This window comes from Pseudomonas sp. RU47, from assembly GCF_004011755.1.
Taxonomy (GTDB): domain Bacteria; phylum Pseudomonadota; class Gammaproteobacteria; order Pseudomonadales; family Pseudomonadaceae; genus Aquipseudomonas.
This window is the reverse complement of the sequence record NZ_CP022411.1, coordinates 2,301,712-2,327,780: the sequence shown is the minus strand read 5'-3', so window position 1 is coordinate 2,327,780 and position 26,069 is coordinate 2,301,712. Positions and strand designations below refer to the sequence as shown.

The window sequence follows — 26,069 nt, the reverse complement described above, 5'->3', positions numbered from 1 at the left end:
TCTCGGACAGCCCGGCATGTACCGGGCAGCCCGCGTACACGTCAGAAGCTTTTAAGCGTGTTCATCTCGATGAAGTTGAAGTCGATGTCTTCGCCCAGACCCGGCAGGTCGGACAGGTGCACAAAACCATCGCTGTCCATCGGGTCGACCAGACGCTTGAGGTACGCCGGCACCTCGTCGTAATCCAGGTACGGGTGCAGCAAGCCGCGCTCGTACCAGGTGCAGTTCTTGATCGCGCCGACCACCGTCAGGTTGGCTGCGCCGTTGCCATGGATTTCGCAGTCCATGCCAAACGACTCGGCCATGTGTGCGACTTTCAGGCAAGGCCCGATCCCGCCGACCCCGGCAACGCCGGCACGCAGGATGTCGCAAACGTCGTGCTTGACCCAACTGGCCCGGCTCAGGTGTTTGCCGGACAAGGTTTCCGGCCCGAGCACCGGAATGTCCAGTTGCCCCGCCAGCCAGGCATAGGATTCGGCGGATTCTTCCATCATCGGTTCTTCGAACCAGGCGAAGTCGAGTTTTTCCAGTTCGCGCCCGATGTACAGCGCTTCGGTGCGGCTGTACCAGTGATAACCGTCAAGCATCAAGGCGATGTCCGGGCCCACCGCTTCGCGCACTGCCGCGCAGGCTTTGACGTCAATGCGCGGGCTCGGTGCGAACGAGACCGGCGGCATCCAGGTGTGCAACTTGATCGCCTTGTAGCCGCGCTTGACCAGCGTTTCGGCAAAGCGTCCGTAGTCCTCCGGCGTCGCCAGGCCCTCCGGCAATTCATCGCCGCACATGGTTGAGCCGTATGCCGGCACCTTGTCGCGAAAACCGCCGATCAACTTGTGCACCGGCACCCCGAGCTTGCGCCCCGCCCAATCCCACAACGCCTGCTCGACCAACGCCAGCGCGCGATCAGTCAACTGGCTGGCGCTGCCACGCTGCCAATGCGCCAGGTCATGCCAGATCTTTTCGCGATCAAAGGCGTTCTGCCCGACCAGCACCTTGCGCACAAAACCGTCCAGCACATAAGGACGAATCAGCTCCGGCGCACCGAGGGCGTAACCCTCCTTGCCGTCTTCGGTCTGGATGCGCAGCAACGCCATTTGCGCCTGACTGACATCGCCGGGATGAGCATGGCCGGCGCTGTCGACTGCGCGGCGGGTGGGATAGGAAAAAACCTGGACGTTGACTGCTGTGATTCTCATGGACGTCTTGAGCCTTCTTATTGGATTTGTGACAGGAGTGTCGTCGGTTGCGACCGATCATAGGTCATCGTACAACACTTGAAAAGACCCAATAACACCTCTTCTAATCGAAGCATTTGCGGCTAAATGTCCAGCAAAGCGCCATATTTAAAGATGACTACGGAATAACAGGACTTGCTTTAGACCCCTATTCGCAGGGGATATATGTATCAATATGTTTCTAAACCAGCAAAATAACGTAGACGAGTCATCTTGTCGTACGATAACTTATATCTGCGCCTCAAATGAGAGCCCTACGCAACATCGCGGTGCCTGTAGTACTCGTCAAACGACCCTAACAAAAACAAAAAAAGAAGACCGTATGAACACCACCCTACGCACGCTCGTCACTGTCGCGGCCCTCGGCCTGCCCTTCGCTGTCAACGCTGACTCCGCCAGCCTCAACTACCGCCACCAGTACACCGAGGAAGACAGCGCCCACGCCGACCGAATCAAGCTCAACTACCGCCTGGACAGTGGCCTGGGATTTGAGGCGGAGATGAAATACCGCACGGCCGGTGACCGCAAAGATGTCGCCTACGACAACATGGTCAACAACGGCCACGAGTTCACGGTGAGCTACAACTACAAGCTCAGCGCGCAGTCGACGCTGACCCCGGCGTTTCAGATGGACAGCTCGAAGGATGCGACCGCCTACAAGTTCGGCCTCAAGTACAACTACAAAATCGACGACGCCTTCTACGTAGCGACGCGCTATCGCCTGGACCTGCGCAAACTCGATCGCGATCAGGTCAACAAAGACATGCCCGATCACTACAAGGATGACCAGACCACCCACCGCTTCGAAGGCTGGCTGGGCTACACGCCAGCCAACAAGTGGGCTTACGAATATCAGTTCATCTATTTCAAGACCGACTACATCCGCTACGACAACAAGAAGAGCGACTACGAACAGAACCTGATCGTCAAATACAAGCTCACCAAACAATGGGCGCCCTTCATGGAAATCGGCGACATCAAAGTCGACTCCACCTCACCCGATCGCCAGGCACGCTGGCGTCTGGGCGTGCAATACAACTTCATGTAAGCCGCGCGCCGCTTTTGCCTGGCGAGCGCGCATCGCTTGTCGGGCAGACATCCTGCCGCCCCACCCTTTCACCACCGCGTAATGGAAGACCCGACCATGACCACACACGCTACGCAAGCCAAACCCTTCAACCGTATTCTGCTGACCGGCGCCGCCGGTGGGCTCGGCCAGATTCTGCGCGAAACCCTGCAGGTTCACGCCGACATCGTCCGCTCCTCGGACATCAGTGCGATGGCGCCAAGCCGCGGCGCGCATGACGAAGTGATCAACTGCAATCTGAGCGACAAGGCCGCTGTCGCCGCGCTGGTCGAGGGCGTCGATGCCATCGTGCATTTGGGCGGGATCTCGGTGGAGCGATCCTTCGAAGAAATTCTCGAGGCGAATATTCGCGGCATCTTTCATGTTTATGAGGCCGCGCGCCTGCACGGGGTCAAGCGCATCGTGTTCGCCAGCTCCAACCACGTCACCGGTTTTTACTCGCAGGACGAACAGATCGACGCCCATTCGCCGCGTCGCCCGGACGGTTATTACGGCTTGTCGAAGGCTTACGGCGAGGACCTGGCAACGTTCTATTTCCACCGCTATGGCATCGAAACAGTGAGCCTGCGCATCGGTTCTTCGTTCCCCGAACCGCGCAACCTGCGCATGCTGGCGACCTGGCTGAGCTATACCGATCTGGAGCACCTGATCGCCCGCGCACTGCTGGCCAGCGATGTCGGGCACAGCGTGATTTACGGTGTGTCTGCCAACCGAGATCAGTGGTGGAACAACCGCCACGCCGCGCACCTGGGCTTTGCGCCGCAGGACAGCTCCGAAGCCTTTCGCGCAAAGGTCGAACAACAACCGGCACTCGCTGCCGACCACCCGGACCGCTTGTATCAGGGCGGCGCCTTTACCGCAGCAGGTCCGTTTGAAACGCCGGCGCAGACGCGCTCATGAGTGCCGAACTGATTGTCGATGCGCGTAACGCCACCGGTGAAAGCCCGGTCTGGCAAACCGACGAAAATGCCTTGTATTGGGTGGATATTCCGGCCGGTCGCTTGCATCGCTGGCAGCTCGATGGCCAGACCGACTGCTGGCAGGCGGATGAAATGCTCGCCTGTATCGCCCGCAGCGAAGCGGGACATTGGCTGGGCGCGCAGGAAAGTGGCCTGTTCAAACTGCGCCCGCAGGTTGACGGACGTCTGGCTGCGGAAAAGCTCATCGGCGTCGAGCACGCCCGCCCGCGCATGCGTTTCAATGATGGTCGCTGCGATCGTCAGGGACGCTTCTGGGCCAGCTCGATGCCAACCGCTATGGGTGCCGAGGCGGTCGGCGCGCTGTATCGATACGACGCGCAAAACCCGAATGATGCATCGGTGCTGGCGCCGCAACTGCAGGAACTCGTGGTGCCCAACGGCCTGGCGTTCAGTCCCGACGGGAGCATCCTGTATCTGTCCGACTCGCACCCGAGCCGGCAACTGATCTGGGCCTTCGATTACGACATCGACAGTGGCACGCCGCACAACCGCCGCGTGTTCGTCGACATGAACGACCACCCCGGTCGACCGGACGGTGCCGCCGTGGATTCACACGGCTGCTACTGGATCTGCGCGATTGATGCCGGACTGGTGCTGCGCTTTACCCCGCAGGGGAAACTGGATCGCGCGTTGCCGGTGCCGGTGAAGAAACCGACGATGTGTGCCTTTGGCGGCCCTCGGCTCGACACCTTGTTTGTCACCTCGATTCGCCCGCAAGGCATCGACCTCGCCGATCAGCCACTGGCGGGCGGAGTCTTTGCCCTCAATCCGGGTGTTCAAGGCCTGCCCGAACCCAAGGCCCGCGCCTGAGGCTTCAGACGTTCAACGCCGCCGCGTCTGCAGCTTCGTAGGCACGGCGCAGACGCTCGCGGCTGTTGGACAGATGCAAACGCATGGCTGCGCGCGCGGCGTCGGAATCACGCCGGACAATCGCAATGTAAATGTCTTCATGCTCGCGACTGAGGCGCTCCAGATAGGGCTCCTTGCGGTCATTCTCCAGGCGTTTGGAATGCAGACGTGTGCGCGGCAGAATATTCGCGCCCAGGTGCAGCATGATGTCGGTGAAATAGCGGTTGCCGGTGGCCAGCGCAATTTGCTGGTGGAACTGGAAATCCGCCGACACGGCGTAGTCGACACTGACGGCGCGGGAATTGATGGCGTCCAGCGAATCACGCATCAGTTGCAGTTGCTCATCGGTACGCCGCGCACACGCCAGGCCAGCGGCCTCGACCTCCAAAGTGATGCGCAATTCAAGCACCGCCAAGACATCCTGAAGCGTGACGATGCTGTCCGGATCAATGCGAAAACCGCTCGGGCTGGGAATGTCCTGAACAAAGGTGCCGATACCGTGCCGGGTTTCCACCAGGCCCGCTGCCTGCAGACGCGATATCGCCTCGCGCACGACCGTGCGACTGACGCCGTGCTCGGCCATGACCTGAGATTCAGTCGGCAGCTTCGTCGCGCGCGCGAGTTCGCCGCTGCAAATGCGTCGGGACAGCTCGGTGACCAGGTCCTCCGCCAGGCTGCGATGCCGACGACGAACATTGGGTGTGGCGTTGGATCTGTCCATCAGCAACAAAAATCTCGAGTTTTCGAATAATTACGCATCATAGCCCATTCAGTTGTACGACAACGCACCAGTTCAATGATAGGATTTCTCATGCAGCGGACGTTCGATTCGCTGCAATGGCGATAAGGACGTCCGCTCGAGAAACACGTCGAAATTTCGCGTGTAAAACACTCAAGTTAATCAAGGATCTGATTACTCATGACAAAACCAACAACCTTCACGGCCTGCAAACTGGCCAGCGCCATCGTCGGCAGCCTGCTGTTTTCCAGCCTGCCTGCACAAGCGGCCGATATCTGGCTGGATGTTGCAACGACTGGCTGGGCCACGCAAAACGGTGGTACCAAGGGTGGCTCCAGAGCGGCAGCCAACAACATCTATACCGTGAAGAACGCCGCCGAACTGAAAGCCGCACTCAGCGCTTCGGTCGGCACCAACGGTCGCATTATCAAGATTACCGGGCCGATCGACATCAGCGAAGGCAAAGCTTATACGACGACCGCCGATATGAAAAAGCGCGGTCGTCTGGATATCCCGGGCAAGACGACCATCGTCGGTACGAGCAGCACGGCGGAGATCCGCGAGGGTTTCTTCTATGCCAAGGAAAACGATGTGATCATCCGCAACATCACCCTCGAAAACCCGTGGGATCCCGAGCCGATCTGGGACGCCAATGACGGCAGCGCCGGCAACTGGAACTCCGAGTACGACGGGCTGACCATCGAAGGCGCCAACAATGTGTGGGTCGACCATGTCACCTTCACCGATGGCCGCCGCACCGATGACCAGAACGGCACCGCCAACGGTCGTCCAAAGCAACACCACGACGGCGCACTGGACGTGAAAAACGGTGCCAACTACGTGACCATTTCCTACTCGGCGTTCAAATCGCACGAGAAGAACAACCTGATCGGTTCCAGCGACAGCCGTACCACCGATGATGGCAAGCTCAAGGTCACGATCCACAACACCCTGTTCGAAAACATCTCTGCACGCGCGCCACGCGTGCGCTTCGGCCAGGTGCATCTGTACAACAACTATCACGTGGGCAGCACCAGCCATAAGGTCTACCCGTTCAGCTACGCGCACGGCGTGGGCAAAAACTCGAAGATTTTCTCCGAGAAAAACGCCTTCGAAATCTCCGGCATCAGCGGCTGCGACAAAATCGCCGGCGACTACGGTGGCAGCACCTACCTTGATCAGGGTTCTACGCTCAATGGCACCTTGCTGACCTGCAAGTGGGGCACCAACATCGGCTGGACCCCGCCTTACAGCTACACCCCGCTGAACGCAGACAAAGTCGCGGCCGACGTTAAGGCCAAGGCTGGCGCTGGCAAGATCTGATTGATCGATGTAACCGTGTCAATGAAAAGCCCTCGGTGACGAGGGCTTTTTCATGTCTGCTTGAAGATCGTGCGGGGGTGAAGTTCTGAAAAAATCCGGATTTATTTATTGCCCCGGCTGGCCTCTTCGCGAGCAGGCTCGCTCCCACAGGGATTGATGTTGTTAATGCAATTGACTTCACACCACCGAACACTGTGGGAGCGAGCCTGCTCGCGAAGAGGCCGGCCCAAACAGCAGCAATACTTCAGACACACCACTACTGGATCAACTCAGTGCTCTCAATGATCGAATGCAATTTACCTCACAACACAGAACCCTGTGGGAGCGAGCCTGCTCGCGAAGGGGCCGGCCCAAAAAGCAGCAATACTTCAGACACACCACTACTGGATCAACTCAGTGCTCTCAATGATCGAATGCAATTTACCTCACAACACAGAGCCCTGTGGGAGCGAGCCTGCTCGCGAAGGGGCCCGATCAGACACCATCAAAACCGGCTACTGGACCAGTTGGTTGATCTCAATGATCGGCAACAACACCGCCATCACAATCACCAGCACCACCCCGCCCATCACCACAATCATCAGCGGCTCCAGCAATGCCGTCATGCCCATCGCCCGGCGTTCGATATCTCGCGACAGGGTCTGCGCCGCACGCTCAAGCATCGGTGGCAGCGAGCCGGTTTTCTCGCCACTGGCGATCAGATGAATCAGCACCGGCGGAAACACATTCTCCACGCGCAACGCTGCCGCCAGGTTCACACCCTCGCGCACCTTGGCCGTTGCTTCAGTGACGCTCAAACTCAAGCAATCGTTGGACAGCGTCTGCCGCGCTGCCTCCAGCGCACGCAACAACGGCACCCCGGCGCCGCCGAGAATCGCCAGGGTCGAGGCAAAACGCGCGGTGTTCAGGCCCAAGATGAAACGCCCAAATAACGGCAACTTCAGCACCCGATGATGCCAACTCAAACGCGCCGCCGGATTGCGCAGGTACAGACGCCAGCTCCAGAACGCCCCGGCAATCAGCGCCGCACACAACCAGCCCCACGCACGAATGAAATCGCTGGCATTGAGCATCGCCAGGGTCAGCCCCGGCAAATCCTGCCGCGCTTGGGAAAACGCGCTGACCACCTGCGGCACCACGTAACTGAGCAGAAAAATCACGATGCCAATCGACACCAGCCCAACCACACCCGGATAGATGAACGCGGTGAGAATCTTGCCACGCAGGTTGTTGCGCTCCTCGATGTAGTCGGCGAGCCGTTCCATCACTTGCGCCAGATCGCCGGATTCTTCACCCGCCGCAATCAACGCGCGATAGATTTCGGGAAAATCCCTTGGCCGCGCCGCCAGTGATTCCGCCAGACGCATCCCACTGCGCACATCGGCGCGCACGGCGCTGAGGGTGTGGGCGATGTGCTTTTTCTCTGCCTGCTCGACCGTGGCACTCAGCGCCGCTTCCAGCGGCAGGCTGGCCCCGAGCAGACTCGCCAATTGCCGCGTGGCCCACGCGAGGTCGTTGTCCGAGAGCTTGGCGCTGAACAATCCACCGCCGCCGTGCTGGGCGACGTTGCTTTCCTTGTGCACCGACAACGCGGTCAACCCGCGCCCGCGTAATGTTGTGAACGCGGCGCTCTGGCTGTCCGCTTCCAGATGTCCGGATTCAATCTTGCCGGTCGCGTCGGCGGCTTCAAAACGATAGCGATTCATCAGGCGTCCCGTGTCACACGGAGGATTTCTTCAGGCGCGGTGGCGCCGCTGCGGATCCAGCGTTCACCGTCCTCGCGCAGGCTGAACATCCCGGCCTTGGCAGCAGATGCGCGCAGAGCCTGCTCCCCTGCCCCTTGGTGGATCAGTGTGCGGATATCGTCGTCGATGCAGAACAATTCGTGGATGCCGGTGCGGCCGCTGTAGCCGGTTTGATTGCACGCTGGGCAACCGACCGGGCGCCAGGTGCCCGGTGTCGCAGGGTCTTCCTGCTTGCAGTGATTGCACAGGCGCCGCACCAAGCGTTGCGCGAGCACGCCGAGCATCGACGAGGCCAGCAGAAACGGTTCGACGCCCATGTCGATTAAACGGTTGACCGCCGACACCGCGTCGTTGGTGTGTAGCGTCGCCAGCACCAAGTGACCGGTCAATGAAGCCTGCACGGCGATTTGTGCGGTTTCGAGATCGCGGATCTCGCCGATCATAATGATGTCCGGGTCTTGGCGCAGAATCGCCCGCAGCGCCAGGGCAAAGGTCATGTCGATCTTGGCGTTGACCTGAATCTGGCTGATCCCCGGCAAGTCGTATTCCACCGGGTCTTCCACGGTGAGGATGTTGCTGGTGCTCGCATCGAGCCGCGCCAGTGCGGCGTAGAGGCTGGTGGTTTTGCCGCTGCCGGTAGGGCCAGTGACCAGGACGATGCCGTGGGGCTGGCGGATCAGGTGATCGAGTTTGGCCAGCACCTGCGCGTCCATGCCGAGGGTTTCCAGATGCAGGCGCCCGGCCTGCTTGTCGAGCAGACGCATCACCACCCTTTCACCATGCCCGGTCGGTACGGTGGAAACACGGATATCGATTGGTCGACCGGCCACCCGCAGGGCGATGCGACCATCCTGCGGCAGGCGTTTTTCGGCGATGTCGAGCTGCGCCATGATCTTGATCCGCGACACCAGCGCACCGTGCAACGCCTTGCGCGGTGAGACCACATCGCGCAGCGTACCGTCGACGCGGTAGCGCACCACTGAATGGGTTTCGAAGGGCTCGATGTGGATGTCGCTGGCCTCATCGCGCGCCGCTTGCGTGAGTAAGGCATTGATCATGCGAATCACCGGCGCGCCGTCCTGAGTGTCGAGCAGGTCGGTGATTTCCGGCATGTCCTGCATCAGCCGATCGAGATCAACTTCGTTTTCCGCAGCCCCAACCACCGCCGCTGCACTACCAGTGTCGGCATAAGCGCTGGCAAGCAAGCCATCAAGTTCGTCATCGCGCACCCGCTGAATCGTGGTCGCGCCAAACTGACGCCGCGCCTCGCTGATCGACCAGCCCGGCGTCGACGGGCAAACGGTCAACACGCCATCGCACAACAGAATGCGCTGCGCCTTGGCCCAGGCGTAAGGCAATGCACTCATTGGATCGGCACCGCTTTGATGGTTGCGCGCGGACCCGCCCCAGGTAAAACCGCCGGCACACCCTGCGCCGCTGTCGGCAACTGCGGCGCCTGCATGTCCGGCATCGCCCAGCTGCGTTCCGGCTGCAAACCACCCTGAGCGCGGCGCATAAAGTCGTAGCGATTAAGGGTGATGCTGCGCCCCGCTTCGCTGTCGCGGATGATGTACGGACGCAGGAATACCATCAGGTTGGTCTTGGTAATCGCCCGGCGCTCGTTGCGAAACAGTGCGCCAATTCCCGGCAGACTGCCCAGCCACGGCACCGCGTCATTGCTCTGGCTGTAGCCGTCCTGCAGCAACCCGCCAAGGACCATGATCTGGCCGTCGTCGAGCAAAATACTGGTGTCGATTGCACGTTTGTTGGTGACGATGCCCGTCGATGTCGCGCTGTTGGAAGCGCGTTCGTCGATGCTGCTGACTTCCTGATAGATATCGAGCTTGACCGTGCCGCCCTCAGAAATCTGCGGGCGCACATTGAGCTTCAAACCCACTTCTTCACGGGTCACCGTCTGAAACGGGTTGTTGCTGGTGCCCCCGCCGCCAGTCACGTAGCTGCCGCTGACAAACGGGATGGTCTGGCCAACAAAAATACTCGCCGCTTCGTTGTCGAGGGTCAGCAGGTTCGGCGTCGACAGCACGTTGGTGCCGCCCTTGCTCTTCAAGGCCCGGGCCAGCACTTTCAGGTCAAGAATCTTGCCGATGCCGGGAATGTCGACGGTGCCGTTGACGTAGCCCAGGTTCAAACCTTGCGGCAGCACATCGATGCTGGTTTTGCCGTTGGCATTGATCCCCGACCCACCCAGATTCGCCCCGCCGATCACGCCGTTGCCTCCCAGATTTCCGGTCTGCCACTGCACACCGAACTCGCTGGCATCGTCCTCGCCGACTTCGACGATCAAACTTTCGATCACCACTTGCGCGCGGCGTTGGTCGAGCAGATCGATGACTTCGCGCAGGTTGCGATACAACGGCTCCGGCGCGGAAATCAGCAAAGTGTTGGTGGTGGCGTCAGCCTGAATGGTCACACCGCCGGCACTGAAGGCGACGTTCTGCTCGCTATTCTGTGACCCGCCGCTGCCGGTTGCGCTGCCACTGCTGCCCTGGGCGTAACTGCCGCCCGTGCTGCCGCTGCTGTTGGTGGTCGAGGTGCTGCCGCTGGTTTGCGTGCCGCTCTGGCCATTCTGCCCAGCGCTGCCGCCGGTACTTGCGCCCATGGCGCTAAGCACCGAACGCGCACTGTCGCTGGTGCCGCTATCACTCTCGCCCGTGAGCAAACCGCGCAGTGCCTGCGCCAGTTTCGCCGCCTGCGCATTACGCAGATAAACCACGTGCAGATTGCTCGGATTGCTCTGCGCGTTGTCGAGTTTGTAGATCAGGTTACGCGCCAGCTCGGTACGCTCCGGGCTGCCGGCGCGAATGATGATGGTGTTGGAACGCGGATCACCAATCACGGCAATTTTCTGCGTCGGATCATTCCCCGGTGCATCGAGCAAATCCGCGACCATCGGCGCAATGTCAGCAGCGATGCCGTTCTGAATCTGCACCACGTCAGTGTCGATCGCACTCGGCGAATCAATGCTCGCAATCAACTGCGCAACGCGCGTCAGGTTCTCCGCGTAATCGGTGATGACGATGGTGTTATTGCCCGGATAGGCGTTGATCGGATTGTTCGGCGAAACGATCGGCCGCAGCACCGGAATCAGGTTCACCGCGTTTTCATATTGCAGCCGAAACGTGCGCGTGAGCATGCCGTTGCCCGCCGGTTTGTCGGCACTGTAAATCGGCCCACCGAGCAATTTCGCATCCGCCTCCGGCACCACCTGCGCCACACCGCCCACATCAACCACGCTGAAACCCTGCATGCGCAACGCCGCCAGCAACATGTCGTAAGCCTGCCGCGCTGGCACCTGACCTTCCGACACCAGCGTCAACGTGCCCTTCACCCGAGGATCGACCAAAAACTGCTGGCCAGTCGAACGCGACAAAGCGCGCACCACCGCTTGAATATCCGCGTCGACAAAATTCAGCGTCACCGGTTGATCACCCAAAGGATTACTCGGCAACGCAATGCCCGACGCCGCCGCACCACTGCGCGCACTCTTGCTGATGTTGTGCAATGGCTTCGGCACAGGTCGCGCCTGCGCCTGTGCGCGCTCGCGGTCGAGCACCGCGTCGCCGCTGCGCTGGGTGCTGGCCAACGGCCGGCCCAGTTCACTGTCGACCAGCAATGGCGGCTGATTCTGCGGCGTGGTGCTGGTGTTGCTGCACGCGCTCAGTGCCAACAACAGTAACGGCGCGGCCGTACGTACATAATTGGAACCTGACCACTTCATGAAGCTTCCTTAGCGCCCAGCGCCTGATCCATGCGAACGGTTCCCGACAGAGTGCCTGCCGTATCATCGACCTTGACCTCACTTGCACGCTGCAAACGAGCCTCGACCACTTCAAGTGAAAACTGCACGGGGTGGATTAACAGCCAACTGATGACGGCATCAGCGGGCGCATCCTCGAACGTCAACTGCCAAGCGGTGCCAATTGCCTGCAACTGGTAGTGACCAAGCAGCCCGCTGCCATCGATAGATTGCTGCAATGACCGCTCAAAGTTTTGCCCAATGGGCGCTGTCGCCACCTCGCGCAACAACAGATCCAGCGCCTCGGCCTGGCCACGCAACTTCGGCGTTTCGGTCTGCCAATGTTGAATTTTTTTCAGCGGTGGCTGGACGAGCAGCAGCCAGATCAGCACGCCCCCCAACATCAATGCGGTGCCCGCGACCAGGCGTTTTTCGCGCAAGGTCAGCGGCGCCCAATGCCGATGAATCTGTGCTCGCAGCAGCAGCCAGCGAGCCCGATAGATCGCCAGTAGGTTATTCATCGTCGCTGTCCATGACGGCATCGTCCTCAACCGCTGCCGGCTCAATCTGCGGGCTGAAAATCCACACGTTGTCTTCGCGCCTGGCGACCAACCCGGCCTGTGTCAGCGCTCCCGGCAATGCGCCGTCGGCGGGTGCCTGCGCAGTATCGGCGGCCAACTCTAACTGCAAACGCCCCTGCTCAAAGGTCATGCGCTGGACGCTGCCCGCCATAAACGGCAGCGCGCTCGCGGCGTGTTGCACCAGATAGGCAAACCCGTGATTCGCGTCGGCCGCCACACCGCTGTGCCGGGCTGCCAATTGCTGGCGAGCCTGCTGCAACGGATTGAGGATCACCGGTAACTCTGGAAAAGCCTGCTTCACCCGCTGGCTCATTTGCGCCTTGAGCTGTTCGCCCTCGGTCACTTCACGGGCCGCGTAAAGGTTCAGCCCCGACACCCAGATCGCGATCGCCAAGGCGCAACAGAAGACGGCCTTGCCCCAACCGCGAGCGGGGCCGGCAGCCTTGCCGATGCCTGTATGCAACCCCCATCCCGGCGCAACGCCACACCAGCGCTGCTCCGCAGGTCGTGGTTCGACGACTGTTGCAGGAGCATCCGCGCCGATCCACTGCAAGCCGCGACCACTGGTGACGAGTTCATCCAGACGCTCCTGCGCCAAAGGTTCTACCGAAGCCTGCGCACGGCTGAAGCGCAGCAGCAATTGTCCCTCCAACACGCACACGCTGACCTGCCCCTGCGCGGGGACCGGCAACGCATAAGGCGCCGGATAAAGGCCTCGCAGCTTCAATCGGTGCTGAGTCAATAACTGCCCGAAACGATCCAGAGACGCCTGCGCGAGCCAGGCCAGCGCCACTTGTCCCGAGACCTCACGAGCACTGTGTGCAACGTACATTTGTTCAGTGCCACCCAGAATCAGCGCCTGCGCGGCACACTTCACCGCCGCATCGATCTTCACCGGCGTCAGCGGTGGCAACGGCAAACTGGTCAGTACGCTGTCCGCCGGATGCAGAAAAAATTCAACCGGCTGTAACGGCCACTCCTGTTCAATCAGCAACAGCGTACTGACACCGGTCTGACTGACCTGGTCGTGCCGATCCAGACGCGCAAATTCAACCTCAGAGTCTGAGGTCAAACCCGCCAGCGGCGGCAAGGCGACTCGCAGGCGAGTCATACGCCGAGCCTCGACCAGATCACTTTCGGCAGGTCGTCGGCAGGTCGATGCAGCAGCGCATCCAGGCTGACGCGGCGCTGGTCACGACGCGCGTGTCCGCGCAGCAGAAACCAATCGCTGCTGATGCCGACGTTCAGTCCGTCGACAGTCAGATGCGGCAAGTGCAGACGGTTGACGAAATCCCCGCGATTGAGGAACCACTGGCCACGATCGCGCTCTCCCACCACGGCCCTGGCCTGCGCGAGCGATAACCCCGGAACCACCGCCACCAATACCTCGGCGCTGGCGGTATTACCGTTGACCCAGGTCTTGGCCGGAATCAGGCTGACATACTGATTCAAACGCCCAAGCAGTTGCTCGTTCATGCCTTCGAGGCCACGTAAATCATCAAGGCTGCGTAACATCGGCTGAGTGGCCGGCAATGGCTGGCGACGCGCACTCGGTGACGTCGCGCGGACGCTGCCAAACCCCGCCTGCGCCATGCTTTGCCCGACAGCTTGCAGGTCGGGCATTCTCGGGTAGGAGGCAATGACTCGCTGGCTGATGCGCTGGCTGAGGGCAGCATCGATTCCGATCATTTCGCAGAGGCGTTCAAAGCTGCGCAACTGCCCGCCATCGACGCGCTCATTGCTGAGTAAATTGCGCAAATTGAACTTGCCTTGCTGATCCTCGATGCGCCCCTCGAAACCGTCCCCCGGCGAATTCAGCAAATGGCTTTTGACAGGTTGCGCCCATGGCTGATCGAGCCGGGTCAGCACGTCCTGTTGACGCGTGTCCCTGAGCAGTTGCCGACTGAGCTCCAGCCCCGCCAACAGCGCGGCAGCGCCCTGCACTCGGGACTGTTCCGCTTCAAGAGAACGGGTAAAAACGCTCTGCCGCGTGAGCATGCCCGCGGCGATCACCGCAACCACGGCGGCAATCAGCAAGGCGCTGATAATGGCCATGCCGCGCTGTTTCTGCGCCTGTGGCGAGGATGAGTTCATGGCCGCTCTCAGAGCTGCCAGGAACCGATATCGGCATTGACGCCGTCGCCGTCAGGTTGGCCGTCGGCGCCGAGAGAGAAGATGTCGATCTCACCGTTCGCGCCAGGATTCAGATAGTTGTAAGGACGACCCCACGGGTCGTTGGGCAAGCGCTCCAGATAAGAGCGCCAGTTGCTGTTCTTCGCATCCGCTGGGCGCTCCACCAGCACTTTCAAACCCTGATTCAGGGTCGGATAAGTGCCGTGGTCGAGGCGATAGAGTTTGAGCGCCTGCATCAGGCCGGCGATGTCTTGTTTCGCCGCAGTAGCTCGGGCCTGATCAGGTCGGTCGAGCACCTTGGGCACGACCATCGCCGCCAGAATGCCGAGGATGACCACCACCACCATGATTTCGATCAGGGTGAAACCCTGCTGACCTCGACGGCCTGCGGACTGAGATTTGACGCGCGCGAAATCCATTTCAACCTTCCTTGGCATGATTACATTCGGCGCGCAGTGTAACAAAAGCCAGTCATCGTACAACAATCATTAACGCACTGTTTTTCTGCACATTCGCCAAAGGACGGGTGTTATTCTGCGGGCCGGTTTCAACCCGCAGAGTCAAGCATGGAAGCGTTGCGCAAGGAGCGAGGTTTCACCCTCATCGAGGTTCTGGTGGCCTTGGCGATCATCGCCGTGGCCATGTCTGCGGCCGTTCGCGTTGCGGGCCTGATGACCCAGAGCAATGGCCTGTTGCGCGATCGCTCGATCGCTTTGCTGGCGGCACAGACCCGGCTCGCCGAACTGCGCCTGGAGGGAGATTTTGCCCCGGGCCTGAAAACCTTCGACTGTGATCAAGGTCGCCTGCAATTGCGCTGTGACCAACGCGTGACGCCGAGCGCCGATGGACGACTGCTGCGCGTGACGCTGCTGATTTCCGATCGCGAACGTCAGGCACCGCCCCTGGCGCGACTCGAAACCTTACTCGGCCAACCACAGGAAAAGCGCCAATGACGCTGCTCAGGGTCGAGTCAGTCGAGGCAGCGATAGGGAGTCTGGCAGCGTGCTGACTTTTAATCGGCTCTGTTCTCCGCCACGCTCGATGACCACCGCATCCTGTTCAATGGCTATCACGCGCACCCCTTGGGTCAAGCGATCACCCACCAGAAAACTGCGCGGCGGACCGTCGTTGAGACTTAGAATTGCCACCGCAGCGTGCGCCCCTGCGAGCACTCCGGAAACCTTGATATCCAACGGTGCCGGCTGGTTGGAAAACCACTGCAAAGCCGCTGTCTCGGCGCGCGTCGGCAACACGTGGGGTGCCACCGCCGGAACGTGGGATTCTGCCGGCGTCAGCAACAGCGCAGACCAGAACAGTCCCCCTGCCAGTGCAGCGATCAGCGCCGCCGATTGCACAAGCTGCGTTGCGGATAAGCGAAAAGTAAATGCCAAGACCCAACCTCCCTGTTGTCCTGCGTCGCAGTCTACAGGACAACATTCGCTTTTCTATCGGGATTGAAGGTTCGAATCCGCCAGGATGGATTCACAACGAAGGAACGTTGCGGTATGACCAAGGACAGACAAACGGGCTTCACCCTCATCGAATTGATGGTGGTGTTGATCATCATCGGCATTGCCAGCGCCGCCGTCAGCCTGAGTATCAAGCCTGACCCGGCGCAACTGCTGCGCAAGGACGCCAATCGCTTGATCCAGTTGCTGCAAATCGCCCATGCCGAAGCCCTGGCCGATGGACGCCCGATCACTTGGCAGGCGGAGAAAAACGGCTTTCGTTTCAGCCGTCGCAATGAACAAGGCCCCGGCTTCGATCACTTCCTCGCCGATCCGCAACTGCGCCCCCGTCACTGGGAAACGCCATCGCTGAAGGTGCGAGTGACACCCAGGCAGCCGCTGATACTGAACGCCGAGTGGTTCGATTCCCCCGTGCAACTGCAACTCTCGGACGGCCAGAACACGCTCACCGTGCAACGCACAGCCACGGGCAAATTGACCTTGGCCAACCAGCCATGAATAACCGGCAAGAGGGTTTTACCCTGATCGAAGTGATGGTCGCGATCATGCTCATGGCGATCGTCAGCCTGATTGCCTGGCGCGGTCTGGACAGCGTGACCCGCGCCGACACGCACCTGCAGGCGAGCACCGAACACACCGAAGCACTGCTGCGCACGCTGCATCAACTGGAACGAGATGTCGCCTTGCGCGCCAGCATCGAACTGCGCGAACCACAGTTGAACGACAACGATGACGAACGATCCGAGCAGCCAGCGGCAATCAGCGTGCGCAGCGCCGACGACCAGCGCTTTCGTCTTGACGTGATCCGCAGTGCAGCCACCTCGCAGAACGGCTTGCAGCGCGTGCGCTGGTGGTTGAAAGATCAAACCCTGTACCGCGCCGCCGCCACGCCACGTGATCGCTACCCGTTGCCTGCGCCGAAACAGGCAGTGGCGGTGCTCGACGGAATCAGCGATCTGCAAGTGCGCGTCTGGGAACCCGAGATGGGTTGGCGCCAGCTCAGTGGCAATCGCAAAGAAAACCCCCAAGGCCTGGAAATCCGCCTGACCCGGCAGACGCTTCAAGGCGAAGAACACTACCGCCAGGTATTGGGCCCACTGGATTAGTGTCTGGGCGATATTGCGTATTGCCCTGACACGCACAGCAACTGTAACGTCGAACGTCAGTTACCGAGGAAATCTCATTGCACGACTCTAAACTTCTCGAAGATCTACGCGCTCGCTTCAACGCTGGAGAGCCTCTGGACTTCACCTTTTTCTGGGGACACCAGCGAAGCAAAGGCGCCGTCACGGCTTCGTGCTTCAGCCAGTGGTACGAAGCCGAATTCGTTGTCGAGGGGCAACGCTACCCGACAGCCGAACACTTCATGATGGCCGAGAAGGCAGCCTTGTTCGACGACCAGGAAATTCGTGCACAAGTGCTGCAGGCCCCGACCCCGAACGCCGCCAAAGCCCTCGGCCGCAAGGTGCGCGGGTTCAACGACCCACTCTGGCTACAGCAGCGATACGACATCGTCGTCCGGGCAAACCAAGCCAAGTTCTCCCAAAACCCGGAGCTGAACGAATACCTGATGCACACTGGATCTCGGGTCATTGTCGAAGCGAGCCCGGTTGATGCCATTTGGGGAATTGGGCTCGCGCAAGATCACGCAGATGTGAACGATCCGAATCTGTGGAAAGGCCTGAATCTTTTGGGGTTTGCACTGATGCAGGTGCGGGATGGCAGGGTTGGATCGTCCTGAGTTTTATTGGCGGTGGCGTCAGAAACGAAAAAGCCTTGGCGTGTGCCAAGGCTTTTCTACGGGAGATTTATACCGCTTTAGGTTGCACTACCTGCCAGTCATAAATTGCAGGTGTATTGATATTCGAAGGGGAAGAATACGGTATCGACCACCAATGAAAATGGCGCGTCGATCAGTAAAAAGGGAATCAACTTGCCTTTGGATGTACCGACCAACGTATAGCCCTACGCCGAATACCGAGGCCGATCGTAAGGACAATGAGAGATCTCAACCAGATTGGAATTGGCGAGATGCATGAAGCACGCAGGCGAGGATGCAGATCTGATGGACTTTATTGATTTCGTGGGAAACCTTTGCAGCGCATTCAGTAACTATCAAGGCTATGAAAAGCCTCGCCGGGTGTTTACCCGAAGATTCGTTGCGTTCTGCGTATTTGTGGCTGTGTTTGAGCTGATTGCGCTGAACCTCTACTACGCATAGACGGGATTGAACTGAAGGATTCAGCAAAGATCGCCAAGCCGGAGCGAATCCAGATCTTATTAAAGAAATCACTGTGTAGTTTCGCGCAGGCACAAAAAAGCCGATCCATCTGATCGGCTTAACTGTATGATTCTACTCAGAAATTATGGTCGGGACGGAGTGATTCGAACACTCGACCCCTAGCACCCCATGCTAGTGCGCTACCGGACTGCGCTACGCCCCGACTGGTTTTGCAACTCGTTCTTCACCTCGAGGAACGCTCAAGAATATAGCGCAAGCGTTTGAAAACTGGAAGTATTCAAACGCTGCTTTTTATTTCTTGAGCACCACCAGCACATCTTCCAATTCGGCAATCATCTGCCGAATCATCTGTTTGTACTGAGTCGTGTCGTCTTTGGCTTCATCGCCGGACAGACGCAAGCGTGCGCCGCCGATGGTGAAACCTTGATCGTAAAGGAGCGCGCGGATCTGCCGGATCATCAGCACGTCCTGGCGCTGATAATACCGGCGGTTTCCGCGGCGTTTGACGGGGTTGAGCTGAGGAAACTCCTGCTCCCAGTAGCGCAGCACGTGTGGCTTTACGGCACACAGCTCGCTGACTTCACCGATGGTGAAGTAGCGTTTGCCCGGGATGACGGGTAGTTCGTCGTTATGACTTGGTTCCAGCATAAGCCTCAACTCGGGCCTTCAACTTCTGCCCTGGACGAAAGGTGACCACACGGCGAGCCGTGATCGGGATTTCTTCCCCCGTTTTCGGGTTGCGGCCAGGCCGCTGGCGTTTGTCCCGAAGGTCGAAATTGCCGAAACCGGACAATTTTACCTGCTCGTTGTCTTCAAGAGCGTGCCTGATTTCCTCGAAAAACAGTTCTACCAATTCCTTGGCTTCCCGCTTGTTCAGGCCCAGCTCTTCATACAGACGTTCCGCCATCTCAGCTTTCGTCAAAGCCCCCATACGTCACTTCCTTAACGTGGCGTTCAACCTTTGTTCGAGCGAGGTGAGGATATTTTGCGTCGTCGAATTCACCTCATCGTCATTAAGAGTGCGCGATGGATGCTGCCAGGTCAAGCCAACTGCAAGGCTTTTTCTATCAGGATCAATACCTTTACCCTGATACACGTCAAACAGCCTGAGATCTGTGAGCCATTCGCCTGCATTTTCACGGATTACTTCCATTACGGCTGCGGACGCGACGTCTTTGTGCGCAATCAGTGCAAGGTCACGACGCACTTCAGGAAAGCGCGACAACTCGTGGAATTTCGGCATTTTACCGAGCGCCACTTCCGCCAGAACCAGCTCGAAAACGAAGACTGGACGATCCAGCCCCAGGGCTTTCGACAATTCCGGGTGGATGGCGCCGATGAAGCCGACTTCACGCCCTTCCCGCTCGATGCGCGCGGTTTGACCCGGGTGCAGCGCCGGGTGTTTGCCCGGAGCGAAAGTGAACGAATCCAGTGCACCGGCAAAGCCCAGCACCGCTTCCACGTCAGCTTTGACGTCGAAGAAGTCGACGGTGTCGCGACCTTGTGCCCAGCCTTCCGGCAGACGGCTACCGCAAACCACACCGGACAGCATCGGCTCTTGCTTCAGGCCTTCGAGCTGCCCAACGAAGCGCAGACCGCTTTCGAACAGACGCACGCGATCCTGCTGACGGTTGAGGTTGTGCTGCAGCGCTTTGACCAGACCCGGCCACAACGACGAACGCATGGCAGCCATGTCATTGGAGATCGGATTGGCCAGCAACAACGGCTCGACGCCCGGGTTGAACAGTTCGAACTGACGCGGATCGATGAAGCTGTAAGTGATCGCTTCCTGATAACCACGCGCCACCAGCAGACGACGTAGCTCCGGCAGATCGCTACGCGCTTCAGCCTTGGCTTGCGGCGCCAGACGCGCTTGCGGGTAACGAACCGGCAGACGGTTGTAGCCGTACAGACGGGCCAGTTCTTCGATCAGATCGACTTCCAGGCTGATGTCGAAGCGATGGCTTGGCACTTCTACGCGCCACTGGCCTTCACCGTCGGCAGTAATGCCAAGACCCAGACCGCCAAGCAAACGCTCAACCTGGGCGGAGTCCATTTCCATACCGAGCATCTGGGTGATGCGCTGGGAACGCAGAGTGATCGGTGCGATCGACGGCAGATGCTGCTCGCTGACGGTCTCGATGATCGGGCCGGCTTCGCCGCCAGTGATTTCCAGCAGCAGGCCAGTGGCGCGCTCCATGGCTTCACGGGCCAATTGCCAGTCAACGCCACGCTCGTAGCGGTGCGAAGCATCGGTGTGCAGGCCGTAGGAGCGAGCCTTGCCAGCGACAGCGATCTGGTCGAAGAATGCGGATTCCAGGAATACGTCGCGAGTGGTCGCGGACACACCGCTGTGCTCGCCACCCATCACACCGGCAATCGCCAGCGCGCGGGTGTGGTCGGCGATGACCAGCGTATCGCTACGCAGGCTGACTTCCTGACCATCGAGCAGCACCAGCTTCTCGCCCTCTTCCGCCATGCGCACACGAATGCCGCCGTTGATTTCGGCGAGATCGAAGGCGTGCAGCGGCTGGCCCAGTTCGAGCATCACGTAGTTGGTGATGTCGACGGCAGCGTCGATGCTGCGCACGTCGGCGCGGCGCAGACGTTCAACCATCCACAGCGGCGTCGGCTTGGACAGATCAACGTTACGGATAACGCGACCCAGGTAACGCGGGCATGCCGCTGGAGCCAACACTTCCACCGAACGCACTTCATCGTGCACGGCAGGAATGGTCATGACCACCGGACGGGTCACCGGCGCGTCGTACAGCGCGCCGACTTCACGAGCCAGACCGGCCAGGGACAGGCAGTCGCCGCGGTTCGGGGTCAGGTCGACCTCGATGCTGGCGTCTTCCAGATCCAGGTACACACGGAAATCTTCGCCCACCGGCGCATCGGCCGGCAATTCCATCAGACCGTCATTGCCTTCACCGACCTGCAGCTCGGATTGCGAGCAGAGCATGCCGTTGGACTCAACGCCGCGCAGTTTGGCTTTCTTGATTTTGAAATCGCCCGGCAGTTCAGCACCGATCATGGCGAACGGAATCTTCAGGCCCGGACGCACGTTTGGCGCTCCGCACACGACCTGGAAGGTTTCCGCGCCATTGCTGACCTGGCACACGCGCAACTTGTCAGCATCAGGGTGCTGCTCGGTGCTCAGCACCTCGCCCACGACCACGCCGCTGAAAACACCGGCGGCCGGGGTCACGCTATCGACCTCAAGGCCAGCCATCGACAGACGAGCAACCAGCTCGTCGCGATTTACCTGCGGGCTAACCCAGCCACGCAGCCATTGTTCACTGAATTTCATCCTGCTCTCCTAAGAATTCGTTACGACTAGCGAAATTGCGCGAGGAACCGCAAGTCGTTGTCGAAGAACAGACGCAAGTCGTTCACGCCGTAACGGAGCATGGCCAGACGCTCGACGCCCATGCCGAAGGCAAAACCGGAGAACTCTTCCGGATCGATGCCGGACATGCGCAGCACGTTCGGGTGAACCATGCCGCAGCCCATCACTTCCAGCCAGCCGGTTTGCTTGCAGACGCGGCAGCCTTTACCGCTGCACATCACGCATTCCATATCGACTTCAGCGGATGGCTCGGTGAACGGGAAGTACGAAGGGCGGAAACGTACGGCCAGCTCTTTTTCGAAGAACACCCGCAGGAATTCTTCGATGGTGCCTTTGAGATCGGCAAAATTGATGTCGCGATCAACCAGCAGGCCTTCGACCTGGTGGAACATCGGCGAGTGGGTGATATCGGAGTCGCTGCGATACACGCGGCCTGGGCAGACGATGCGGATCGGCGGCTGCTTCGATTCCATGGTGCGGACCTGGACCGGCGAGGTATGGGTGCGCAGCAGCATGTTGGCATTGAAATAGAAGGTGTCATGCATCGACCGGGCCGGGTGATGGCCTGGGATGTTGAGCGCTTCAAAGTTGTGATAGTCGTCTTCGACCTCAGGGCCTTCGGCAATGCCGTAACCGATGCGGGTGAAGAACTGCTCTACACGTTCCAGAGTCCGGGTCACCGGATGCAGACCACCGGAGGTCTGGCCACGGCCCGGCAACGTCACGTCAATGGATTCAGCGGACAGTTTGGCAGCCAGTTCGGCTTCTTCAAACACAGCCATGCGCGCATTGAGAACGCCTGTGACACGTTCCTTGGCAACGTTGATCAGAGCGCCGACTTGCGGACGCTCTTCTGCCGGCAAATTCCCCAGGGTCTTCATCACCTGAGTCAATTCACCCTTTTTGCCAAGGTATTGAACCCGGATTTGCTCCAGGGCATTGATATCTTCAGCGCTTTGCACAGCCTCTAGTGCTTGAGAGACCAGCGCATCCAGGTTTTCCATGTACAGACTCCAGATACAAAATAGGGGAAGAGCTTGAAGGCTCTTCCCCTATTTAAGACGTTTACCACCTGGCCCCACGGAAGTGAGGCCGGGTGATTGTCGGGGGTACTTAAGCCAAGGTGGCTTTAGCTTTCTCGACAATCGCAGCAAACACCGCTTTTTCGTTCACTGCCAGATCAGCCAGAACCTTACGGTCGATCTCGATGGACGCTTTTTTCAGGCCAGCGATGAAACGGCTGTAGGACAGACCGTTAACACGAGCACCAGCATTGATACGAGCGATCCACAGAGCGCGGAACTGACGTTTTTTCTGACGACGGTCACGGTAGGCGTATTGGCCTGCCTTGATTACCGCTTGCTTGGCAACACGGAATACGCGGGAGCGTGCGCCGTAGTAGCCTTTAGCAAGTTTCAGAATTTTTTTGTGACGCTTACGGGCAATGACGCCACGCTTTACACGAGCCATGAGTTACTTCCTCTATTCTTGACTAAAATTAACGAAGGCGCAGCATGCGCTCGACTTTTGCCACGTCAGACGGATGCAGCAAGCTGCTACCGCGCAGTTGACGCTTACGCTTGGTCGACATTTTAGTCAGGATGTGGCTCTTGAAAGCGTGCTTGTGCTTGATACCGTTAGCAGTTTTCAGAAACCGCTTAGCAGCACCACTTTTGGTTTTCATTTTTGGCATGTTCGGATACTCCGCATTCAGTTGATAAACATAATCAGAAGGCCTGCCGTGCCCTGTTGATTACTTCTTCTTTTTCGGGGCGATGACCATGATCAGCTGGCGTCCTTCCATCTTAGGATGCTGTTCGACCGAACCGTACTCGAGCAGGTCAGCTTCAACCCGCTTGAGGAGTTCCATCCCCAGCTCCTGGTGGGCCATCTCACGGCCGCGGAATCGCAAGGATACCTTGGCCCTGTCCCCATCACTCAGGAAACGTACCAGGTTGCGCAGTTTTACCTGGTAATCCCCTTCCTCCGTCCCTGGACGAAACTTGATTTCTTTTACCTGAATCTGCTTCTGGTTCTTCTTCGCCGCGGCAACCTGCTTCTTCTTTTCGAAGATCGATTTGCCGTAATCCATCACCCGGCAAACCGGTGGGATTGCGTCTGCGGAGATTTCCACCAGATCAAGCTTTGCTTCTTCAGCAATACGAAGCGCTTCATCAATCGAGACGATGCCAATCTGCTCGCCATCAGCGCCAATTAACCGAACCTCGCGTGCCGAGATATTCTCGTTGATCGGGGCTTTCGGTGCAGCTCGTTTATCTTGTCTCATTTCACGCTTAATAATAATTACTCCGAATCTGGGCGACCACGCCGGGAAACCGCTTGCGCGAGAAACTCAGCGAACTGGGCGACGGGCATCGAGCCCAGGTCAGCACCTTCACGAGTACGCACAGCGACAGTCTGCATCTCGACTTCCTTATCTCCGATAACCAAAAGATAGGGAACCTTGAGCAAAGTATGCTCGCGGATTTTAAAGCCGATCTTTTCATTTCTCAAGTCGGACTTGGCACGAAATCCGCTTTCGTTGAGAGTTTTTTCAACTTCTGCAACAAAATCTGCCTGTTTATCAGTGATATTCATGATCACCGCCTGCGTTGGCGCGAGCCACGCAGGGAACGCACCTTCGTAGTGCTCGATCAGAATCCCGACGAAACGCTCGAAGGAACCGAGGATCGCACGGTGCAGCATCACTGGGTGTTTGCGGCTGTTGTCTTCAGAGACGTATTCAGCGCCCAAACGGACAGGCAGGTTAAAATCGAGCTGCAGAGTACCACATTGCCAGACCCGACCGAGGCAGTCTTTCAGCGAGAACTCGATCTTCGGACCGTAGAACGCACCCTCACCCGGCTGCAGATCGTACGGCAGGCCCGCAGAATCAAGGGCTGCAGCCAGTGCAGCTTCAGCGCGATCCCACAGCTCGTCGGAACCGACGCGTTTTTCCGGACGAGTGGACAGTTTCATCTCGACATCGGTAAAGCCGAAGTCGCGGTAAACGTCCATGGTCAGCTTGATGAATGCAGCGGATTCAGCCTGCATCTGCTCTTCTGTGCAGAAGATGTGGGCGTCGTCCTGAGTGAACGCACGTACGCGCATGATGCCGTGCAGCGCACCCGACGGCTCGTTACGGTGGCAGGCACCGAACTCGGCCAGACGCATCGGCAGCTCGCGGTAGCTCTTCAGGCCTTGGTTGAACACCTGCACGTGGCACGGGCAGTTCATTGGCTTGATGGCGTAGTCGCGGTTTTCCGACTGAGTGGTAAACATGTTGTCGGCATAGTTTGCCCAGTGCCCGGATTTCTCCCACAGGCTGCGGTCAACGACTTGAGGGGTTTTGATCTCAAGGTAGCCGTTGTCGCGCTGGATCTTGCGCATGTACTGCTCGAGCACCTGGTACAGCGTCCAGCCGTTCGGGTGCCAGAACACCATGCCCGGGGATTCTTCCTGGGTGTGGAACAGGCCCAGACGCTTGCCGATCTTGCGGTGATCGCGCTTTTCAGCTTCTTCGATGCGCTGGATATAAGCGGCCAGCTGCTTTTTGTCTGCCCAAGCGGTGCCGTAAACGCGCTGCAATTGCTCGTTCTTGGCATCGCCACGCCAGTAGGCGCCCGACAGTTTGGTCAGCTTGAAGGATTTCAGGAAGCGAGTGTTCGGCACGTGTGGGCCGCGGCACATGTCGACGTATTCTTCGTGATAGTACAGACCCATGGCCTGTTCGTTCGGCATGTCCTCGACCAGGCGCAGTTTGTAATCTTCGCCACGGGCCTTGAACACTTCGATCACTTCGGCGCGCGGAGTGACTTTCTTGATGACGTCGTAATCTTTCTCGATCAGCTGCTGCATGCGCTGTTCGATGGCAGCCATGTCGTCCGGAGTGAAAGGACGCTCGAAGGCGATGTCGTAATAGAAGCCTTCGTCGATGACCGGGCCGATGACCATTTTCGCAGTCGGGTACAACTGTTTGACCGCGTGGCCAACCAGGTGAGCGCAAGAGTGGCGAATGATCTCCAGCCCCTCTTCATCCTTTGGCGTGATGATTTGCAGGGTCGCGTCGCTGCTGATGATGTCGCTGGCGTCGACCAGTTGCCCATTGACCTTGCCGGCCAGGGTGGCTTTGGCCAGACCGGCACCAATGGATGCGGCGACCTCGGCTACGGAAACCGGGTGATCGAATGAACGTTGACTGCCGTCGGGAAGAGTAATAGTTGGCATGGCGCCTCCTCTCCTAGTGGTGACCCCTACCAAAGGTCACGTGGGTTGGGATGAGCCAGTACAAGATCCGATCCAGGCCATTCAATGACGAACGCCTGCCTTACAGCGGCAGGAGCCTTGCGGCCAACCGGAAAACCGAACCAGAGTGACTGGGATTCAAATCGAAATATTCGCACGTCGACCGCTGCCGGGACTGTAGGTCATCCGGAGCCTGAGAACGCTTGAGCCCGGCATGCTAGCACAGATGAGCGGTCACTTATGCCTCTGTTTGATCAGAAGGCAAATCGTCCGTTTTTATGCCAGAGTGCTGAACTTGATGGCCTCTTCAGCCCTCAGATAACAAGACATTG

26 protein-coding genes, 1 tRNA gene and 1 pseudogene are annotated in these 26,069 nt (G+C 59.0%); 8 read left to right on the top strand and 20 right to left on the bottom strand.

Annotated elements, in window-relative coordinates; all coding sequences use genetic code 11:
• Positions 1-41: 41 nt before the first annotated feature.
• On the bottom strand, positions 42-1,196 hold the full coding sequence (locus CCX46_RS10635; protein ID WP_008079679.1) for a mandelate racemase family protein: 1,155 nt from the start codon (positions 1,194-1,196) through the stop codon (positions 42-44).
• Between the two features lie 361 nt (positions 1,197-1,557).
• On the opposite strand from CCX46_RS10635, the gene CCX46_RS10630 reads away from it, so the two are divergent.
• The 3 genes from CCX46_RS10630 (at position 1,558) to CCX46_RS10620 (ending at position 4,112) form a co-directional block, all read left to right on the top strand.
• Positions 1,558-2,283 (top strand): oligogalacturonate-specific porin KdgM family protein, encoded by a 726-nt coding sequence (locus tag CCX46_RS10630; protein WP_095120121.1) that lies wholly within the window; start codon positions 1,558-1,560, stop codon positions 2,281-2,283.
• A 96-nt stretch (positions 2,284-2,379) separates the two neighbouring features.
• Entirely contained in the window at positions 2,380-3,222 is an 843-nt protein-coding gene (locus CCX46_RS10625; protein ID WP_127926615.1) for an NAD-dependent epimerase/dehydratase family protein, read from the top strand.
• On the top strand, positions 3,219-4,112 hold the full coding sequence (locus CCX46_RS10620; RefSeq protein ID WP_127926614.1) for an SMP-30/gluconolactonase/LRE family protein: 894 nt from the start codon (positions 3,219-3,221) through the stop codon (positions 4,110-4,112). The genes CCX46_RS10625 and CCX46_RS10620 overlap by 4 nt, the downstream gene beginning before the upstream one ends.
• Positions 4,113-4,116: 4 nt before the next feature.
• On the opposite strand, the gene CCX46_RS10615 is transcribed toward CCX46_RS10620, so the two are convergent.
• Positions 4,117-4,872: a FadR/GntR family transcriptional regulator gene (locus CCX46_RS10615; protein WP_038364752.1), complete on the bottom strand. Its 756-nt coding sequence runs from the start codon at positions 4,870-4,872 to the stop codon at positions 4,117-4,119.
• Between the two features lie 198 nt (positions 4,873-5,070).
• On the opposite strand from CCX46_RS10615, the gene CCX46_RS10610 reads away from it, so the two are divergent.
• Positions 5,071-6,213: a pectate lyase family protein gene (locus tag CCX46_RS10610; RefSeq protein WP_127926613.1), complete on the top strand. Its 1,143-nt coding sequence runs from the start codon at positions 5,071-5,073 to the stop codon at positions 6,211-6,213.
• Positions 6,214-6,707: 494 nt separating this feature from the next.
• Here CCX46_RS10610 and gspF read toward each other — a convergent pair whose 3' ends face one another.
• Genes gspF through gspG form a run of 7 tightly spaced genes read right to left on the bottom strand, consistent with a single transcriptional unit; the run spans position 6,708 to position 14,848 of the window.
• Positions 6,708-7,919: a type II secretion system inner membrane protein GspF gene (gene gspF, locus CCX46_RS10605; RefSeq protein ID WP_127926612.1), complete on the bottom strand. Its 1,212-nt coding sequence runs from the start codon at positions 7,917-7,919 to the stop codon at positions 6,708-6,710.
• The gene (gene gspE, locus CCX46_RS10600) at positions 7,919-9,325 is read right to left on the bottom strand and encodes a type II secretion system ATPase GspE (protein ID WP_127926611.1); all 1,407 of its coding nucleotides are present in this window, start codon (positions 9,323-9,325) and stop codon (positions 7,919-7,921) included. The genes gspF and gspE overlap by 1 nt, the downstream gene beginning before the upstream one ends.
• Entirely contained in the window at positions 9,322-11,697 is a 2,376-nt protein-coding gene (gene gspD, locus CCX46_RS10595) for a type II secretion system secretin GspD (protein ID WP_127926610.1), read from the bottom strand. Before gspD ends, gspE begins: the two co-directional genes overlap by 4 nt.
• Positions 11,694-12,236, bottom strand: a complete 543-nt coding sequence (gspM, locus tag CCX46_RS10590) for a type II secretion system protein GspM (protein WP_127926609.1) — start codon at positions 12,234-12,236, stop codon at positions 11,694-11,696. The genes gspD and gspM overlap by 4 nt, the downstream gene beginning before the upstream one ends.
• Positions 12,229-13,407 carry a type II secretion system protein GspL gene (gspL, locus tag CCX46_RS10585; RefSeq protein WP_127926608.1) on the bottom strand — a complete coding sequence of 393 codons (1,179 nt, stop codon included), beginning with the start codon at positions 13,405-13,407 and terminating at the stop codon, positions 12,229-12,231. Before gspL ends, gspM begins: the two co-directional genes overlap by 8 nt.
• Entirely contained in the window at positions 13,404-14,390 is a 987-nt protein-coding gene (gspK, locus tag CCX46_RS10580) for a type II secretion system minor pseudopilin GspK (RefSeq protein WP_127926607.1), read from the bottom strand. The genes gspL and gspK overlap by 4 nt, the downstream gene beginning before the upstream one ends.
• A gap of 8 nt (positions 14,391-14,398) precedes the next feature.
• Positions 14,399-14,848 (bottom strand): type II secretion system major pseudopilin GspG, encoded by a 450-nt coding sequence (gspG, locus tag CCX46_RS10575; protein ID WP_016984958.1) that lies wholly within the window; start codon positions 14,846-14,848, stop codon positions 14,399-14,401.
• 147 nt (positions 14,849-14,995) lie between these two features.
• Between gspG and gspI the strand changes: the two genes are divergently transcribed.
• Positions 14,996-15,382 carry a type II secretion system minor pseudopilin GspI gene (gene gspI / locus CCX46_RS10570; protein ID WP_127926606.1) on the top strand — a complete coding sequence of 129 codons (387 nt, stop codon included), beginning with the start codon at positions 14,996-14,998 and terminating at the stop codon, positions 15,380-15,382.
• 6 nt (positions 15,383-15,388) lie between these two features.
• Here the strand turns inward: gspI and CCX46_RS10565 are convergent, their stop codons facing one another.
• Positions 15,389-15,820 carry a type II secretion system protein N gene (locus CCX46_RS10565; protein ID WP_127926605.1) on the bottom strand — a complete coding sequence of 144 codons (432 nt, stop codon included), beginning with the start codon at positions 15,818-15,820 and terminating at the stop codon, positions 15,389-15,391.
• A gap of 114 nt (positions 15,821-15,934) precedes the next feature.
• Between CCX46_RS10565 and gspH the strand changes: the two genes are divergently transcribed.
• The 3 genes from gspH (at position 15,935) to CCX46_RS10550 (ending at position 17,639) form a co-directional block, all read left to right on the top strand.
• Positions 15,935-16,396, top strand: coding sequence for a type II secretion system minor pseudopilin GspH (gene gspH / locus CCX46_RS10560; protein WP_127926604.1), 462 nt, complete (start codon positions 15,935-15,937; stop codon positions 16,394-16,396).
• Positions 16,393-17,004: a type II secretion system protein GspJ gene (locus tag CCX46_RS10555; protein ID WP_127926603.1), complete on the top strand. Its 612-nt coding sequence runs from the start codon at positions 16,393-16,395 to the stop codon at positions 17,002-17,004. Before gspH ends, CCX46_RS10555 begins: the two co-directional genes overlap by 4 nt.
• 77 nt (positions 17,005-17,081) lie before the next feature.
• Positions 17,082-17,639: an NADAR family protein gene (locus CCX46_RS10550; RefSeq protein WP_127926602.1), complete on the top strand. Its 558-nt coding sequence runs from the start codon at positions 17,082-17,084 to the stop codon at positions 17,637-17,639.
• Positions 17,640-17,737: 98 nt separating this feature from the next.
• Here CCX46_RS10550 and CCX46_RS10545 read toward each other — a convergent pair.
• The 10 genes and pseudogenes from CCX46_RS10545 to thrS all read right to left on the bottom strand — a co-directional run.
• Positions 17,738-17,854, bottom strand: a pseudogene (locus tag CCX46_RS10545) (YceK/YidQ family lipoprotein); the annotation flags it as partial.
• Between the two features lie 411 nt (positions 17,855-18,265).
• Positions 18,266-18,342: transfer RNA gene (locus tag CCX46_RS10535), tRNA-Pro, on the bottom strand.
• 89 nt (positions 18,343-18,431) lie between these two features.
• Complete coding sequence (locus CCX46_RS10530; RefSeq protein WP_003179985.1) at positions 18,432-18,788, bottom strand: MerR family transcriptional regulator; 357 nt, start codon at positions 18,786-18,788, stop codon at positions 18,432-18,434.
• Positions 18,769-19,071, bottom strand: a complete 303-nt coding sequence (gene ihfA, locus CCX46_RS10525; protein ID WP_002553164.1) for an integration host factor subunit alpha — start codon at positions 19,069-19,071, stop codon at positions 18,769-18,771. Before ihfA ends, CCX46_RS10530 begins: the two co-directional genes overlap by 20 nt.
• Positions 19,072-19,074: 3 nt before the next feature.
• Positions 19,075-21,453, bottom strand: coding sequence for a phenylalanine--tRNA ligase subunit beta (pheT, locus tag CCX46_RS10520; RefSeq protein WP_127926601.1), 2,379 nt, complete (start codon positions 21,451-21,453; stop codon positions 19,075-19,077).
• A gap of 26 nt (positions 21,454-21,479) precedes the next feature.
• Positions 21,480-22,496, bottom strand: coding sequence for a phenylalanine--tRNA ligase subunit alpha (gene pheS / locus CCX46_RS10515; RefSeq protein ID WP_127926600.1), 1,017 nt, complete (start codon positions 22,494-22,496; stop codon positions 21,480-21,482).
• A 109-nt stretch (positions 22,497-22,605) separates the two neighbouring features.
• Complete coding sequence (gene rplT / locus CCX46_RS10510) at positions 22,606-22,962, bottom strand: 50S ribosomal protein L20 (RefSeq protein ID WP_007913489.1); 357 nt, start codon at positions 22,960-22,962, stop codon at positions 22,606-22,608.
• Between the two features lie 28 nt (positions 22,963-22,990).
• Complete coding sequence (gene rpmI, locus CCX46_RS10505) at positions 22,991-23,185, bottom strand: 50S ribosomal protein L35 (protein ID WP_002553160.1); 195 nt, start codon at positions 23,183-23,185, stop codon at positions 22,991-22,993.
• 60 nt (positions 23,186-23,245) lie between these two features.
• The gene (gene infC, locus CCX46_RS10500; protein ID WP_171057393.1) at positions 23,246-23,797 is read right to left on the bottom strand and encodes a translation initiation factor IF-3; all 552 of its coding nucleotides are present in this window, start codon (positions 23,795-23,797) and stop codon (positions 23,246-23,248) included.
• On the bottom strand, positions 23,797-25,719 hold the full coding sequence (gene thrS / locus CCX46_RS10495) for a threonine--tRNA ligase (RefSeq protein ID WP_007913488.1): 1,923 nt from the start codon (positions 25,717-25,719) through the stop codon (positions 23,797-23,799). Before thrS ends, infC begins: the two co-directional genes overlap by 1 nt.
• Between the last annotated feature and the right edge of the window lie 350 nt (positions 25,720-26,069).